This is a genomic window from Micromonospora sp. NPDC005220 (assembly GCF_040607895.1).
Lineage (GTDB): Bacteria > Actinomycetota > Actinomycetes > Mycobacteriales > Micromonosporaceae > Micromonospora.
On record NZ_JBEXHP010000132.1, the window covers coordinates 1 to 13,961 of the forward strand.

The 13,961-nt window shown below is 68.1% G+C and carries 19 protein-coding genes, 1 tRNA gene and 2 pseudogenes; 14 read left to right on the plus strand and 8 right to left on the minus strand.

Annotated features, from left to right (window positions below):
* Positions 1-321 precede the first annotated feature (321 nt).
* Both ABZU52_RS28735 and ABZU52_RS28740 read left to right on the plus strand, forming a co-directional pair.
* Positions 322-560 (plus strand): annotated as a pseudogene (locus tag ABZU52_RS28735) (transposase); the annotation flags it as partial.
* A gap of 87 nt (positions 561-647) precedes the next feature.
* Positions 648-1,082 carry a hypothetical protein gene (locus tag ABZU52_RS28740; RefSeq protein ID WP_354974089.1) on the plus strand — a complete coding sequence of 145 codons (435 nt, stop codon included), beginning with the start codon at positions 648-650 and terminating at the stop codon, positions 1,080-1,082.
* Between the two features lie 350 nt (positions 1,083-1,432).
* On the opposite strand, the gene ABZU52_RS28745 is transcribed toward ABZU52_RS28740, so the two are convergent.
* Positions 1,433-2,212 carry a nucleotidyltransferase domain-containing protein gene (locus tag ABZU52_RS28745; RefSeq protein ID WP_354974090.1) on the minus strand — a complete coding sequence of 260 codons (780 nt, stop codon included), beginning with the start codon at positions 2,210-2,212 and terminating at the stop codon, positions 1,433-1,435.
* Positions 2,209-2,883, minus strand: a complete 675-nt coding sequence (locus ABZU52_RS28750) for a nucleotidyltransferase domain-containing protein (protein WP_354974091.1) — start codon at positions 2,881-2,883, stop codon at positions 2,209-2,211. Before ABZU52_RS28750 ends, ABZU52_RS28745 begins: the two co-directional genes overlap by 4 nt.
* Before the next feature lie 116 nt (positions 2,884-2,999).
* Here ABZU52_RS28750 and ABZU52_RS28755 point away from each other — a divergent pair, with 116 nt between their 5' ends.
* The 3 genes from ABZU52_RS28755 (at position 3,000) to ABZU52_RS28765 (ending at position 5,342) form a co-directional block, all read left to right on the plus strand.
* Positions 3,000-4,025, plus strand: a complete 1,026-nt coding sequence (locus ABZU52_RS28755) for a hypothetical protein (RefSeq protein WP_354974092.1) — start codon at positions 3,000-3,002, stop codon at positions 4,023-4,025.
* A gap of 356 nt (positions 4,026-4,381) precedes the next feature.
* Positions 4,382-4,963, plus strand: coding sequence for a DUF5317 family protein (locus ABZU52_RS28760; protein WP_354974093.1), 582 nt, complete (start codon positions 4,382-4,384; stop codon positions 4,961-4,963).
* Positions 4,964-5,183: 220 nt separating this feature from the next.
* Positions 5,184-5,342 carry an RICIN domain-containing protein gene (locus ABZU52_RS28765; RefSeq protein ID WP_354974100.1) on the plus strand — a complete coding sequence of 53 codons (159 nt, stop codon included), beginning with the start codon at positions 5,184-5,186 and terminating at the stop codon, positions 5,340-5,342.
* 455 nt (positions 5,343-5,797) lie between these two features.
* On the opposite strand, the pseudogene ABZU52_RS28770 reads toward ABZU52_RS28765, so the two are convergent.
* Both ABZU52_RS28770 and ABZU52_RS28775 read right to left on the minus strand, forming a co-directional pair.
* Positions 5,798-6,211, minus strand: a pseudogene (locus ABZU52_RS28770) (transposase); the annotation flags it as partial.
* Positions 6,212-6,241: 30 nt separating this feature from the next.
* Entirely contained in the window at positions 6,242-6,445 is a 204-nt protein-coding gene (locus tag ABZU52_RS28775; RefSeq protein WP_354974094.1) for a hypothetical protein, read from the minus strand.
* 82 nt (positions 6,446-6,527) lie between these two features.
* Between ABZU52_RS28775 and ABZU52_RS28780 the strand changes: the two genes are divergently transcribed.
* From ABZU52_RS28780 to ABZU52_RS28800, 5 genes are read left to right on the plus strand one after another with little or no spacing between them, the layout of a single operon-like run.
* Positions 6,528-6,920: a YbaB/EbfC family nucleoid-associated protein gene (locus tag ABZU52_RS28780; protein ID WP_088951008.1), complete on the plus strand. Its 393-nt coding sequence runs from the start codon at positions 6,528-6,530 to the stop codon at positions 6,918-6,920.
* On the plus strand, positions 6,920-7,234 hold the full coding sequence (locus tag ABZU52_RS28785; RefSeq protein WP_354974095.1) for a hypothetical protein: 315 nt from the start codon (positions 6,920-6,922) through the stop codon (positions 7,232-7,234). Before ABZU52_RS28780 ends, ABZU52_RS28785 begins: the two co-directional genes overlap by 1 nt.
* Positions 7,235-7,253: 19 nt before the next feature.
* On the plus strand, positions 7,254-7,979 hold the full coding sequence (locus ABZU52_RS28790) for a hypothetical protein (protein ID WP_354974096.1): 726 nt from the start codon (positions 7,254-7,256) through the stop codon (positions 7,977-7,979).
* Positions 7,980-7,989: 10 nt separating this feature from the next.
* Positions 7,990-8,631 carry an EndoU domain-containing protein gene (locus ABZU52_RS28795; RefSeq protein WP_354974097.1) on the plus strand — a complete coding sequence of 214 codons (642 nt, stop codon included), beginning with the start codon at positions 7,990-7,992 and terminating at the stop codon, positions 8,629-8,631.
* A 22-nt stretch (positions 8,632-8,653) separates the two neighbouring features.
* Positions 8,654-8,911 (plus strand): hypothetical protein, encoded by a 258-nt coding sequence (locus tag ABZU52_RS28800; protein ID WP_354974102.1) that lies wholly within the window; start codon positions 8,654-8,656, stop codon positions 8,909-8,911.
* 632 nt (positions 8,912-9,543) lie between these two features.
* On the opposite strand, the gene ABZU52_RS28805 is transcribed toward ABZU52_RS28800, so the two are convergent.
* The 3 genes from ABZU52_RS28805 to ABZU52_RS28815 all read right to left on the minus strand — a co-directional run bounded on the left by ABZU52_RS28805 (position 9,544) and on the right by ABZU52_RS28815 (position 10,207).
* Positions 9,544-9,615: transfer RNA gene (locus tag ABZU52_RS28805), tRNA-Val, on the minus strand.
* 50 nt (positions 9,616-9,665) lie between these two features.
* Positions 9,666-10,088, minus strand: coding sequence for a TIGR02611 family protein (locus ABZU52_RS28810; protein WP_354974101.1), 423 nt, complete (start codon positions 10,086-10,088; stop codon positions 9,666-9,668).
* Positions 10,085-10,207: a hypothetical protein gene (locus ABZU52_RS28815; protein ID WP_354974103.1), complete on the minus strand. Its 123-nt coding sequence runs from the start codon at positions 10,205-10,207 to the stop codon at positions 10,085-10,087. Before ABZU52_RS28815 ends, ABZU52_RS28810 begins: the two co-directional genes overlap by 4 nt.
* Before the next feature lie 427 nt (positions 10,208-10,634).
* Here ABZU52_RS28815 and ABZU52_RS28820 point away from each other — a divergent pair, with 427 nt between their 5' ends.
* Positions 10,635-11,066 (plus strand): SsgA family sporulation/cell division regulator, encoded by a 432-nt coding sequence (locus ABZU52_RS28820; RefSeq protein WP_007457244.1) that lies wholly within the window; start codon positions 10,635-10,637, stop codon positions 11,064-11,066.
* Positions 11,067-11,169: 103 nt separating this feature from the next.
* Here the strand turns inward: ABZU52_RS28820 and ABZU52_RS28825 are convergent, their stop codons facing one another.
* Positions 11,170-11,946: a glucose 1-dehydrogenase gene (locus ABZU52_RS28825; protein ID WP_354974098.1), complete on the minus strand. Its 777-nt coding sequence runs from the start codon at positions 11,944-11,946 to the stop codon at positions 11,170-11,172.
* Positions 11,947-12,149: 203 nt separating this feature from the next.
* Between ABZU52_RS28825 and ABZU52_RS28830 the strand changes: the two genes are divergently transcribed.
* The 3 genes from ABZU52_RS28830 (at position 12,150) to ABZU52_RS28840 (ending at position 13,917) form a co-directional block, all read left to right on the plus strand.
* Complete coding sequence (locus ABZU52_RS28830) at positions 12,150-13,142, plus strand: AraC family transcriptional regulator (RefSeq protein ID WP_354974099.1); 993 nt, start codon at positions 12,150-12,152, stop codon at positions 13,140-13,142.
* Between the two features lie 7 nt (positions 13,143-13,149).
* A complete protein-coding gene (locus ABZU52_RS28835) occupies positions 13,150-13,605 on the plus strand; it encodes an Rrf2 family transcriptional regulator (protein ID WP_030333674.1) in 456 nt (151 codons plus the stop codon).
* 132 nt (positions 13,606-13,737) lie between these two features.
* Positions 13,738-13,917 (plus strand): DUF4236 domain-containing protein, encoded by a 180-nt coding sequence (locus tag ABZU52_RS28840; RefSeq protein ID WP_030333600.1) that lies wholly within the window; start codon positions 13,738-13,740, stop codon positions 13,915-13,917.
* The last annotated feature ends 44 nt before the right edge of the window (positions 13,918-13,961 follow it).

Genomic DNA, 13,961 nt, shown 5'->3' on the forward strand with positions numbered 1-13,961 from the left:
TCTTCGGTTGTCCTCACAAACCATCGATGATCGACGCGGTGGCCGTCTCCATGCCCACGCCACGCCCAACGCCAAAGCCAAGTGACGTTGGAGTACTAACTGGACGTTTGTTTCGCGTTCGCGTCAGTAGCGACTGATTTACGCCCCGACCTCGTCAGGGCAATATGCCTTACCTGACCCGGAAGGCGCACATCCTGGCCAGCTCCACGGTGACCAGATTCAGAGCATTTCAACCCGCGATCGTGTCTGATTCACTTTCACCCCGACATCGACGTACATGAGGTCCGTCGATCCGACACCCAGGCACCGTACGCCTGAATCATGACCGCGCGACGCGCCTATCCGTCCGACCTGTCCGACGCCCGATGGGCCGTGATCGCACCCGCCTGGCAGCCTGGCGACAGGCCCGCACCGACGCCGGCGTCAGCGGCCGCACCCTCACCCACGACCTGCGCGAGATCTTCAACGCGATCCTGTACGTCAACGGCACCGGCATCGCCTGGCGCTACCTACCCCACGACTTCCCACCCCACCCGACGGTCTACAGCTACTTCGCCGCCTGAAGCAAGAAAGGCATCTTCATCTCATCGCGACTCCCTGACGCCGGCGTGAACGAATGGGTCAGCTGATCCACTACCGTCCGGACTGTGGCAGCCAGAGCAGCGGGAGCGTTTCGTCGGACGCCGATCGAGCGATCAGACCAGCGGATCGCGTGGGACCGGACGGACCAAGCCTTCTTCGCTGCCGGCGCCTGTCACGTCCTCGCCTGGGTCTGCCGGGATTCCTTTCCGAACAAATCCATCGAGATAGCCGCATCGCGGCTCCCGGGCCAGCGGCAGGTCTTCCACACCTACGCGACCTGGGATGGCTGGGCGTTTGACCACTCAGGCTGGAATCCCGAGCTTCAACTGCTGGCGGTCAACGCGGACTTCGAAGGCCAGCCGCTAGAGCGCCTCACGATCACAGAAGGTCTCGCTAAATTCTGCCAGCAGCACCACCACCGCATGCCGACCCAGTACTGGCATGACCCGCGCCCCCGTGCCCGCGACTACATCGGCCGATTCATCCCACCCTGGGCGTAGCCACCAGGCGCCACCGGGTCGGTCCGCCTGGGCCCACTGTCCCCAGCCCTCTGGCGTCACCTCCAGCCGGGCATGACGATCACCATGCACGAAGGCCAACCCACGGTAGGAACGGCTCACAAGCCCGAATCTCGGAGCCTCCTCGACAAACGCCGGACTCACACCGCACTGCACGCCGAGTACTCACGCTGGAGCCGGTAGCCACGGAGGCGACAGCGACGGCGAGCACTCCGCGCGGGGACTCCAATGCTGACGCCTTCGGTGCCGCCAATAACGTCCTCAGCCCGAGGGGCCTGCTCAGGACGTTGCGCATGAGATCGGTGTTTCAGATGAGGGGCCCGCGGCGGAGCTCAGCCCGCTGACTCACGATGCTGGCTGGGGAGCCCGTGCAGTCGGGTACGCACCACCAGGTCGTGCAGGGCGTCCACGGCTGCCGGATCTACGCGCGCGGGCAACGCCGAGATGTCCCGGGCCGTCTCCAGCTCGGCGCGCAGCCGCGACACGTCGGTAGCGAGCCACCCTGCAACACCTGCGGGGAGCGGGCCATGCTCGGCCTCTCGCTTGGCGGCAATGAGATCCGGTATGTAGGACAACCTCGTTCCGAGCACGCCAAGGTTCGTCTCTACGCGGCCGGTTCGCATGAGGTGGATCCCGGTGAGCAGGACCCGCAGCGTGTACAGCGCAGGCTTGAGCTGCCCGGTCTTGGCGTACAACTTCTCCTGGGTGGCCGCGAAACCGAGGTAGTGGTGCGCATGGTGACGAGTGACCAGTAGCGGAGCCAGAGAGACAAGTTCGGCGTGCACCGCAGTGGTCACGACCACCAGCGGCGACAGCAACTGCTCCAGAACGTACCCGTTGCGACTGTTCAACAGTTTGACGAACTTCAGCAGATCATGGCTGACCACGTCCAACTCGACGCCGTCGTGCATGCCCATGTGCTGCAACGTCTGCGGACCGGTGCGCAGCCCGACAACCTCCTCGGCCGGCAGCAGATGCACGGCCCGCAGATCCAGATCGGAGTCGATGGACGCGAAGCCGTACAGATGCGCGCCGCTAACGGTGGCGAACAACAGCGGACGGGGCAGGCCGTGGGCTACCTCGGCAGCCCACGGCGGCACCTCGGTGGTCACTTCAGGTTCCTCTCCCGTACGGTGGTGAGCAGCCGATCCACCTCAACCCGGTCGGGCTGTTCGGGCAGCGTAGTGGTGCCCGCCGCGTCGGCAAGCTCGCCAAGTAGGTCCGCCGCCCAGGCGGCGACCTCATCCCAGGACAACTCGCCGCGCCGCACCGCGAGCAGCCGGTCGCGCAGGTGACGAACGTCGACCAGCACCTCCCCGGTACGCAGCACATGCGCCCCGGCGATCAGCAGCCGGATCATATGCATGGCCTGCTTGTGATTCGTCTCGCCGGTCCGCTCGCGGCGGGCCGCCACCCGGTTGAGCTGATCCCGCGCGTAGTTGCCGTAGGTCTCAGCCACCCGCCTCGACAGGAACGCCTGCCGTGCTGCCAGCAACCTTTCTCCGTCGGCGGTGATCGTCTCGACCAGTGGGGACCAGAGCACCTCCAGGACCGTCGGGTTGCCCTGCAGGGCCAGGACGCAGAAGCGTTCGAACTCCCAGGAGAACTGCTCCACCGCCGGACCGTCGAGGTGAGTGGGCGGCTTGTCGAGGTGCCAGAACGCCCGCGTGGGCGCCACATAGACACCACGCCGGTCGTAGTCGGAGGCAAGGCCATGCAAGCCGTACGCCCGCGACCCGACCACAACGGCGAGAACCGTATGCCGGTCGACAAGCTCGATCACGCCCGGGACGCTACCCAATCACCGCCCTGCACGCGCCACCCTTTTCAAGCACTCCGCGTCCGTGGGTTGGGTGTCTACTCACCAGCGCGCAGCTCACCAAGCTTTGAAGAGTGCGGGTGGATGCCCTGATGCACAACGAGGGCAACGCCGCGACCGGCGGAATCTGGCGGGTACAGGGTCCAGCCGGCAGCGCCGTGCTCAAGGTCGCCAGGCCACCTACGTCCGAACCTGTCGGCTCTCCCGCTTGGCAGACCAGCGACGAACCCACCCACTGGAACTACTGGCAGCGAGAGGTGCTCGCCTACACCACCGGATTCGCAGCCAGCGTCTACGCCGACGCTGGCATCGCGGCTCCTGCACTGTTGGAGATCAGTCAGCGGCCTGACGGCGCAATCGAGTTGTGGTTGGCGGACGCCAAGGGTGCGCCCGGAATGTCATGGCCGGTGCCACGGCTGGCGCGCTTCGCGCGGCAGTTGGGTGCGGCGCAGGCGCGGTGGGTTGGTCGGGTGCCGGACCTGCCCTGGCTGTCGCGCCGCTGGCTCGCTCAGTACCAGGCCAAGGGACCCGGCTGTGGCGTCTGGATCAGCGGCGACGAGCACTGGAACCACGCAGTAGCCGCAGCCTGGCCGGACACCGTACGCGATCAACTCCGACAGCTCTGGGCTCAACGGCATGCGATCCTCGCCGTCGCCGAAGCCACCCCTCGAACGGTCTGCCACCTGGATGTCTGGCCGAGCAACCTCGTCGAGGACGACGCGAGCACCGTGCTGATGGATTGGGCGTTCACCGGCGAAGGCGGTATCGGCGAAGATGCCGCCAACCTCATCGTGGACAGCGTTGCCGACGGACTAATGGACGCTGCCCTGCTCCCCGACATCGCCGCCGCCGTTACCGAGGAGTACATCACCGGCCTCCACGATGGTGGCTGGCACGGCGCCCCGGACACCGTCCGCCACGCGATTGCTGCCTGTGGCGCGGCAAAATACTGCTGGTTCGCGCCACTTGCTCTCGGCCGCGTGATCCGCGACGGCACGTTCGGCCATCCACAGTACGGCCGTGACAGCTCAGGAGAATTGGCACTACGAAGACTCCAAGGCCTGGTCGCACAACTCGCGGACTGGTCCCGGACAGCCCTGTCCTGACCGACGCCGGACGGACCGGCGTCCGGCACTATCCCACCCGTCGGCGCCTACCTGCGCCGTTGCCGGTCCGCTTCGGCATACAGCACATCATCGGCGTCAGTGAGAAGTCTCCGAGCGCCAACGGCGACGACGGATACGACATCCGATGTCGCGATGGGGGCTCGATGCACTGTGAGATACACGCGCAACTGGCTGGCCCCCGCGTGAAGCCTGATCATCAGTGAACCGATGGACGGAAGAACCATGCCGCGATCAGATCCGGCAATCCACACTGCACTTAGTCTGTCGAGGGGAACTCCACGAGAGGGACCGCAAATGACCGGACTCAGGGCAGTCGAGGCCCACACGGTGGTGCCATGTCGATCCACAGTCTGATCTTGCTCATCGCACCGCCGACGTTGGGTGTCATTGTCGGCTACGCCAGCGGGGGTCGAATCGCCGGCTTGCGGAGCATCCGACTCTCGGCCGTGTGGCTCCTGTGGCTGGCCGCCGTCGTCCAGGCGGCGCAGTACCACGTGGCTGCCCTGCGGCATCCCGGCACGCTGGTCGTCGTATTCGGCCTGGTCCTGTGGTGGCTGGCCATGAACCTTCCCAGATGGCCGCTCGCGATCCGCGTCGCTGGCGTCGCCATCACGGTAGGTGCGCTCGCCAATGGAGTGGCCGTCGCCCTCAACGGACGCATGCCGTACCAGCCGAGCAGGGCCGAGGCGGTCGGCCTACGGCCGGATCTCACCACGCCCAAGAACGAACCCGCGGACGATGCGACCCGGTTCGCGTTCCTCGGTGACACGATCCCGGTCAGGCCGTTGAAGAAGCTCGTCAGTCCCGGCGACGTGCTCATCGGCGCCGGGACCGTCGCGCTCACGGCGCTCGCGATGCGCCGCCGCCACGACCAACCCGATCCGGTATCCCAGCACATCACGGGAGGTGAAACATGACCATGTCCACCGTCTGGCGCCAGGCCGCCTACGCGATGCTCACGTTGGCGTCGCTGGCCCTGCTGCTCTACACCATCGGCGCACCAATGACAGAGGGAAGCTGAGGGGCCGGCATGAGAATCCGCATCATTGTGGCGCTCCTGTCGCTCGCCACACTTCTCTACACGGTCGGTGCACCACACGAGCACGGAGGCTGAAGCATGCGAATCCGCAGGAATGGATCGCGGCTCCGGCGACGCCGGGTGACCCCTGGCTGCAACTCGTCAACATGACGAGCAAGAAGTGCCTCGGCGTCAAGGATTTCAGCTACGACAACGGCGCACCACTGCAGGTATGGACCTGCAGCATGAACTGGAACCGGCGCTGGAACATTTCCTAGCCGCGTGACGCAGCGGCCGGGCCTGGTGCGGTGTCGACCAAGCTCGGCCGTTGCGCAAGCGGGGTCAGCAATCCTGAACGCGGCCCACTCGCTCAGGCCATCGCTGTGCGGACGCACGGCGCCATTGACGCCGGCCAGGTGGCGCAGAAGATCAGGCACCCGGGAGTTAAGACACGACTTGGTCCTGTCGTCATCGAACCGCGGGCGGTACCCACGAGAGTCCGGCTGCTGCCCGTGGCGCGGGGCGCCGCTGCGAGGGATGCTGACCTACAGTGCCGGATCGTGGATCTCGCGAACTGTCTGGAGCGGGTGATTGAACTTCGAACACTCGACATCGCGGCGCAACCTCTCCCACCTGTGGGCGTCCCTGCCACACGGTTGATCAAGGGCGACTTCGTGGCCTTGTACTTGGGTGTCGCGGCAGAGTTCGAGGGCAGCACGCGGGTGCTTAAGGTCCTGCCCGGCACCCGCTTGCCGGCGTCCTTGCCGGTCGTCGCGGCCGGGACGTGGATGGCTGCCCGGATCGACTGGGTCTCCAACACCACCGCGGTCGGGTCCTCCGCCCGTCCCGCCTTCTCCCGCGCCTGACAGCGCAGCAGATCATGAATCACCTGATCGGTGCCGTCATCGCGCCACCGGGCAGAGTAGTAGTACCTCGCGGACTTCGGCGGCAGATCGTGCGGCAGGTACGCCCGCTGACAACCGGTCCGGTTCTGGTAGAAGATCGAATTCACGATCTCCCGCAGCTCGTAGCGGCCCTGATGCCCAGACACCGACGGATGTCGGTCTTTCCACGCCTGCAGGAAGGGTCCGACCACCGCCCACTGCTCATCGGTCACGTCACTCGGATACGCCTTTTGTCCACTCACGACCGTCCTAACGCGACTTGACCGCATTGGCTACGGGTCGGCAAAGACCAGGCAACCGCAAAGCGGAAAGAAGTCACAAACCACCCCCTCAAGCAACGGCTGCGCGTGTCGATCGGTCAGCCGTAAGAGGTCCAGGTACGCATAGAACGCGCCCGGCACGAGCCGTCCACACAGCTCCTTGACCGCCGCCAGGTCGAGCAGGCCGAGATCCAGATTGACCAGATCACGCCGCATTCGCTCGGCAACCTGGTGTGGCGGGCCGTGGCTACACTGACGTCTCTAAATGCCCCTGCTCGGCAACGGAAACGGAGGCGCGATGGCTAATCCGCTGTTGGACGCCGAGGATGCGCGGGAACGCCTGGAGGCATGGCAGGCCAATGCCGTGCGTCGGGCCGCCGACACGCAGGCCGCCGCTGCCGGCTTGCGCGCGCTGCGGGTCGCGGCCACCGACGCCCACGGGATCGTCGAGGTCACCGTCGACTCCACGGGGGCGATGGCCGACGTCCGGCTCTCCGCGCGGGTGCAGCGCGTGAGCCTGGAGCAGACGCAGCAGGCGATCATGGGCGCCTATCGCAATGCTCGGGTCAAGCTCGCCGAGGCCGCCGCCGAGGTCGTGCGGGAGACGGTCGGCGCCGACTCGGCGACCGGCCGGGCCCTGCTGGCCGGATTCCGGACCGCCGACACCGAGGACGAAGAGGGGCGTTACTGATGCACGGGGGGTTCGAGGTCGACGTCGAGGCCCTGCGCGCGCACGCCGCGGCCATGTTGGCCATCCACGACCGCTTCGCCGCCGTCAAGGCCGCGAGCGGCACCATCTTCCAGGCCGACGATGCCTACGGGCAGCTCTGCCAGTTCTTGCCGCCCATCCTGGAGGGACGCCACCGGGACCAGGACAGGGGCGTGGATATGCTCGCCGAGAACATCGCGCTGCTCGCCGCGGGAATCAAGAAAAACGTCGACGCCTACGAGCGGACCGAGGAGTCGACCACCGACGGCTTCAACTCCTTCCACTCCGCGACCTGAGCCGGCCCGGCGTCCTCTCATGAGCAACCCACTGGTCGCCACGACCTCCGACATCCCTTCGACCAGCGCCGCCCACCGCGACGGCTGGACCGGCCTGCCGCTCGCCGACGACTACATGGGCATCAAGGACGCCATCGACTCCGGCAGCTGGATCGACGGCTCAATCGCGGGCTTGGGCGCCGCTCTCGACGGGGCGGCCATCGCCATCGACCCGTTCAGCACGCTCCTGTCGATGGGCATCGAGTGGGCCATCGAGCAGGTCGAGCCACTGAAGCAGGCACTCGACTGGCTCGCCGGTGATCCCGAGACCATCGAGACGCACGCCATGACCTGGGACAACATGGCCAGTGAGCTGTTCTCCATCGCCGAGGACCTCAAGGCGCGGCTGGTCGGCGACCTCGACGGATGGCAGGGCGCTGCCGCCGACGCCTACCGCGACATCCTCACCATCAACATCGACGTCGCCGGGATCTTCGCGGGCACGGCCGCCGGCATGGGTGCCGCGACCCGTGGCGCGGGAACCGTGGTGCAGATAGTGCGGGAGGTCGTGCGCGCCTTCATCGCCGACTGCATCGCCAAGGTCGTGGTGTGGCTGGCCGAGGTGGTCTTCTCTCTCGGCGTCGCCACACCGCTGGTCGCCTCCCAGCTCGCAATCGCCGTCGTCCGCTGGACCGGCCGCATCTTCGGCTGGCTGATGGGCCTGATCAGCAGCCTCTCCGCCCTCCGCGCACTCCTCGACGTCTAGGCGGCCCTCGATGCGACAACTCATGGCGGCTCTGCGGACCACCGCCGTCCTGGTGGTCCTGTTCGCCGTGGCGGGCCTGCACAACAAGCACCCCTCAGGCCCCACCCCACCGCACGGCGGTGACGGCGATGGCCCCAAGCGTCCCAAGTTCAACCCCGGAATGATGCCCAAGCGCGTGGGAGCAGCCCAGCAGCACGGCATCAAGCGCGCCGAGGAGGGCCGCCCGAAGGGCGCCGACACATCCGAGCCCGAAGTACCCAAGAGGACCAACCCCTGGGACGACCCCGAGTTCACCGACGCCAAGTACGACATGCACCGCTTCGGTCAGATGGGCGACGGGGCGATGGACAAGATCTGGGACGGCGACGGGAAGGGTAATGGCGACCACAAGCCCTCGTCCACCGAGCCCGGCAAGACGCTCTTCCCGCCCGGCACCACCAAGGAGCAGGTCGAGGGCTGGTTCAAGAGCATCGCCGCCAACCCCGACAGCCGCCCTCAGCCACGTCCCGGCGGCGACGGCTGGGTCGTCACCGGCACCCGCGACGGCATCACCTGCGTCGTTACCCTGGACAAGGACGGCAGCATCTCCGGCGGCCACCCCCTCAGCGGCGAGGGCGTCACCACCAACCCGCCGCCCAAGCGGCCGACCTAGCCACCGAACCCACGGGAGACCCATGGAAGTCAACGAATACTACTGGTACAGCCGCCAGATCACCGACCAGCTCGCACCCAGGATCAGCCCGAGGTACCGGCCGATCGTCCTGAACGCCGCCGGCGCCGGGGCCTGGGACCTGGCGATCACGACGCTCGTCGGCGCCCTGTGGGAGGAGGACGTTGTGATCACCACGGCGGAGAAGGACGCGCTGCGGGAGCTCATGGAGTACCTCCAGGAACCTCTGACGCGCCTGGAACAGATCCGGACCTCGGACTGACGGCCGAAGCGTAGATCGGGCGCCCTCGAACCCTGCACCGTGTCGACCAGCGGGCGTCCCAGACCTGGCCCGATCTCGGCGAGCATGTCGATGGCGACATTCACCGAACGATAGATCTCGGGATCCGACTGCGGAAGGTGTCAAGACTCGCGTTGCTCGTCCAGTGGCTGATCGGCAGCGGCCACAGCGCCGAACAGGCGGAAGAGTGGTTAGCGCAGCTTCCCGCATGGACTGCGACTGACCCTCGGGTCCTGGACCACTTCGCGTCACGGAACGCAACGAAACGGGCGGCCAAGTCCCGGCAGAGCACGGAGACCTGGGTACACGACCTCGCAATGTGGACCGGCGAATGGGCCAACCATCGGGCCCACGGCCACGGGTCAACCGATGAGCCATAACCCCGAGGCACCCTCTCGCCACGCGGCACCGGCAGTGGTTGGCCCAACTCCTCAACCAGCCCACCAGGCCCGTTCGGGGCCGCACATCAGGTCACTCAGCCGGGCGGTTCATGGCGATCCGAACCCAGAACCAGCCGCGCTGCTCCCAATCTGCTCCCAATGTAAGCAGCACATACGGCGAAGCCCGTTACCGGCTACTCCGGCAACGGGCTTCTGACCTGCAGAAACTGAGAGTGGGCGATGCTGGTATCGAACCAGCGACCTCTTCGGTGTGAACGAAGCGCTCTCCCACTGAGCTAATCGCCCTCAGCGCCACTGACTCTACCCGATCGTGGAACCGGACCGGAAATCCGGGGTCAGCGCGTCGCGAGGTACCGCATCGCTTCGGCCACCACGTCGATGCCGAGGCTGTACTTGAGGGACAGCCAGACCACCGTGGCCACGAAGACCAGGCCGACGGAGCCGAGCACGATTCGCACCAGCAGCGACTGTCTCGTCACCCAGAGTGTCCAGCCGTGGACATGGCGGCGGGTGAAGCCGAGCAGCCGGCGGGCCCAGTGGTATTCGACGGCCCAGATGCCCAGGCCGGCGATCACCAGCAGCCAGCCCGGCCCGGGGAGCGGGATGAGGGCGATGCCGATGGTCACCACCAGCGCCCCGGCGACCGCGATGAAGATCTTGAGTGCGATCCGGCCGGTGGGGTTGGCGCGGATGAGGTCGAGGGTCAGCGAGATCCGCTCGCGCCAACGGGGGCGGCGCGGTCGCTCCTGCACGGCTATCCCGCCACCACCACCAGCACCGGCACCGCCGCCCGGACCAGCACCGGCACCGCTATCGCCACCAGCCCCGGTACCGCCACCACGACCGACGGCGGCGCCGCCACCGCGACCGGCGCCATCGCCTCCGGAACGACCGGCGTCGGACGCCGGCCGACCGGCCCGTTCGGGCTGCTCCATCGGCACTCCGTACCCCCGCTTTTCAGCTGATCGGACCGCGACTTTCGGCGGGCCGGGCGCCGCCGACGCATCCACTGAGGATTGCTTCGTCACCATTTCACCCCCCAGTGTCGCTCGGGCCCGTCACTGCAACGGCCGACTGGACGTTACCGGAGTAAGTCGACGACTGAGCCACCCGATACCGGGCGGGATCACGCACTGGGCAGAACCGGAAATCCTACATGAATGCTCACATTCACGCGGCCTTTCCGTCCCCCTTCCCACCACTGGGTGAAGTCAGCGTATGGCGGAGCGTAGCCAGGAGTAGCACCTGAGTATGGGAAAAGCGGGACACGCGCGTTCCGCAGCGGTGCCGGGGGGAGAACGTCCATGAGTGTCATCCGACCGACGACCGTAGAGGTCGAGACGTCGCTAAGGCTCGTCGCACCTGACGCCACCGCCTTGCCGGTGCGTGCCAGTCTGCGTTACGACCCTGCTGACCCGTATGCGGTCCATGTCCTGTTCCATGCCGAATCGGCCGGGGGCGAGGCGGTGAGTTGGTCGTTCGCTCGCGAACTTCTGGTCACCGGCCTGGACGAGCCGGCCGGTATCGGCGATGTGCGGGTCTGGCCCTGGGCCACACCGCGCGGCGACTTCGTCGCGCTGGCCCTCTCGTCACCGGACGGCAACGCCCTCTTCGAGGTGCCGCGCAGCGTCCTGGTGCGTTTCCTTCGACGGACCTACGTCGTCGTCCCGCGCGGCCGGGAGGCCGAGCACCTGGACGTCGACACGGCGGTGAACCGGCTGCTCGCCGGTCGCTGAGAAAAGAGCAACACCGGGGCCGCGCGGATCTGCCGAGTCCGCGCGGCCCCGGCACAAACACCCCAGGGGTACGCGGACAGCGCGCCCCGGGGTCGGCCGGTGCTCAGCCGTGTGTGGTGATGCCGCCGTCGACGGGAATGACCGCGCCGGTGAGGTACGCGCCGGCGCGTGACGAGAGGTAGATGGCCGTGCCGGCCATGTCCTCGGGGCGTCCGATGCGGCCCAGCGGCACCTGCTGCTCGATGGCGGCCCGGCTCGCCGGGTCGTCGAGCGCGAACGCCATCATCTTGCTCTCGAACGGGCCGGGCGCGATCGCGTTGACGGTGATCTGCTCACCGGCGAGTTGGTGGGCCAGGCTGCGGGTGAGCATGTGCACGGCCGCCTTGGTGGCCGAGTACGCGTACACCTCCATGAACGGCACCCGGATGCCGTCGATCGACCCGATGTTGATCACGCGGGCCGGGTCGTCGGCGCTGGCGGCGGCGCGCAGCGCCGGCAACAGCGCGGTGGTGAGCCGGAAGACGGCCTTGACGTTGACCGCCCAGAGCTTGTCGAACGCGGCCTCGGGGTAGTCCTCCAGCGGTGCGCCCCAGGTCGCGCCGGCGTTGTTGACCAGCACGTCGAGGCGGTCGAAGCGCTCGCGTACGGCGGCAGCGAGGGCCTCGGCGCCGGCGTCGTCGCTGAGGTCGGCGGGGATGGCCTCGCAGCGCCCCTCGGCGGAGAGGGTTGCCGCGACCGCCTCGCAGACGTCCGCCTTGCGGGACGAGATGATCACGTGCGCGCCGGCCCGGACGAAGCCCTGGGCGATCATCAGCCCGATTCCCCGCGACCCGCCGGTGACCAGGACCGTCTTACCTTCGACCGAGAACAGCTGCGTCATGCCCATCCCATCGCGAGTCGGCGGGGGCCGCCGGCCGGTCGAGGTCGCCGGCGGATGCCGGGTGGACCGCGGACCGACGGCGCTACCGCCGGGTAACGTAGCCCGGCCGCCGGGACGGGGACAAGCCCGTGCCGCACCGCGGATTCCGCCACGAGCGTCGATCGGGATGCGGTGACCTGCGGTTCGGGCTACCGTCGCAGGCGATGGTCTCCACCGATCCCTCCCCCGCGCCATCGATCGGAACGTCGTCTTCCGTACCCGACGAGATAGCCACGTTCGCGCTGGCCGATCTTGCCGGTGACCCGGGCTGGCGTCGGCCGGTGATCGTCGAGCGGGAGCTGCTGATTCTCACCACCCGTAGGCACGGCGACGCGGAGCTCGACTTTCACCTGCTGCCGTGCCGGCCCGGCACCCTGCTGCGGGTCCGCCCCGGCCAGGTGCTGCGCTGCGCCGGCCCCCAGTTCGACGCCACAGTGGTCGCCTGGGATACCGAGGCGCTGCGCGGCTTCGACGTCGACCTGACCACGGCCGCGACCTGGCGGCAGTTGGCCGGTGAGGACGAGGACGCGGTGATCAGCGAGGTGAGCCAGTTGGCGGTGGACTGTCGGCGGCACCCCGACGGCCCCACCGCCCGGGTGCTGCTCCGGCATCAGCTGGCCGTGCTGCTGCTGCGGCTGGCCCTGGCCCACACCGACCGGTCACCGTCCCGACCGGAGGACGAGACGTTCCACCGGTTCCGCCGCGAGGTGGAGCACGGCTATCCGTACACCCGGCGGGTGGAGGATTATGCGGCCGAGCTCGGCTGCTCGGTGCGCACCCTGACCCGGGCCTGCCTGGCCGTCACCGGTCGCAGCGCCAAGCAGGTCATCGACGAGCGGGTCGCGTTGCAGGCCCGCCGGCTACTCGCCGCCACGGACCAGCCGATCGCCCAGATCGGCCGGCGGCTCGGCTTCTCCGAACCCACGAACTTTGGCCGCTTCTTCACCCGCGAGGTCGGGGTCAGCCCCGGCGCGTTCCGGGCCGCCCGGGACCAACCGGCGGCCGGCCGGGTGGTCCGACCTCGACCGCCGGCCGAGTCGACCGGCGCCAACGGTGGCAGGTTCCGCATCGGCATCCCCGGCGAATCCGCCAACAGCGGGCACGCCACGAGACCCGGGCCGCCCGCCGGAGGGCCGGGCGGCACCGGCCGGGCATGATGGCAGGGTGCAGATCTCCGCGCGCGGCGACTACGCGGTACGGGCGGCGTTGAGCCTCGCCACCGCGTACCCCTCGCTGCTGTCCACCCAGGCCATCGCCGCGGAGCAGGACATGCCCCGCAAGTTCCTGGAGGCGGTCCTGGCGGATCTGCGCCGGGCCGGCATCGTCCGCGCCCAACGTGGCGCCGAGGGCGGCTACACCCTCGCGCGCCCGCCCCGCGAGGTGACCGTCGGCGCGGTGCTGCGCGCCGTGGAGGGCCCCCTGGCCGGGGTGCGCGGCCTGCGCCCGGAGGAGACCCGGTACGAGGGGTCGGCGGAGAACCTGCCCGGCCTGTGGGTGGCGGTCCGCGCCGCCGTGCGGCGGGTCGTCGACGAGGTGAGCCTCGCCGAGATCGTCAGCGGTCGACTGCCCGCGCACGTCCGCAAGCTCACCGCGCTGCCCGACGCGTGGGAGCCCCGCTGAGTCGGGGCAGCCGCCGCGCCCGGGCCGCGGTGGTCACCGTCCAGGACGGACAGCGGGAGGGTTTCAAAAGTTTCCGGTTCGGGAATGTTCGATCTCGACACGGCAGGGAACGGTGACGAGGGGAGTGCTCCGATGGGCCTCATGTTTCGCAAGCGTAAGAAGTACGGACCGATCATTCTGAACTTCACCGAGAACGGCTTCTCCTCGTGGAGCATCAAGATCGGTCGCTGGTCCTGGAACTCCAAGGCGCGTGCGCACCGGGTCGACCTGCCGGGTCCGCTCTCCTGGAAGCAGGACAAGTCCCGGTCGTAACCATCCCGGGAGTCGAGCGGGGTGCCGGTGATTCACCGGCACCC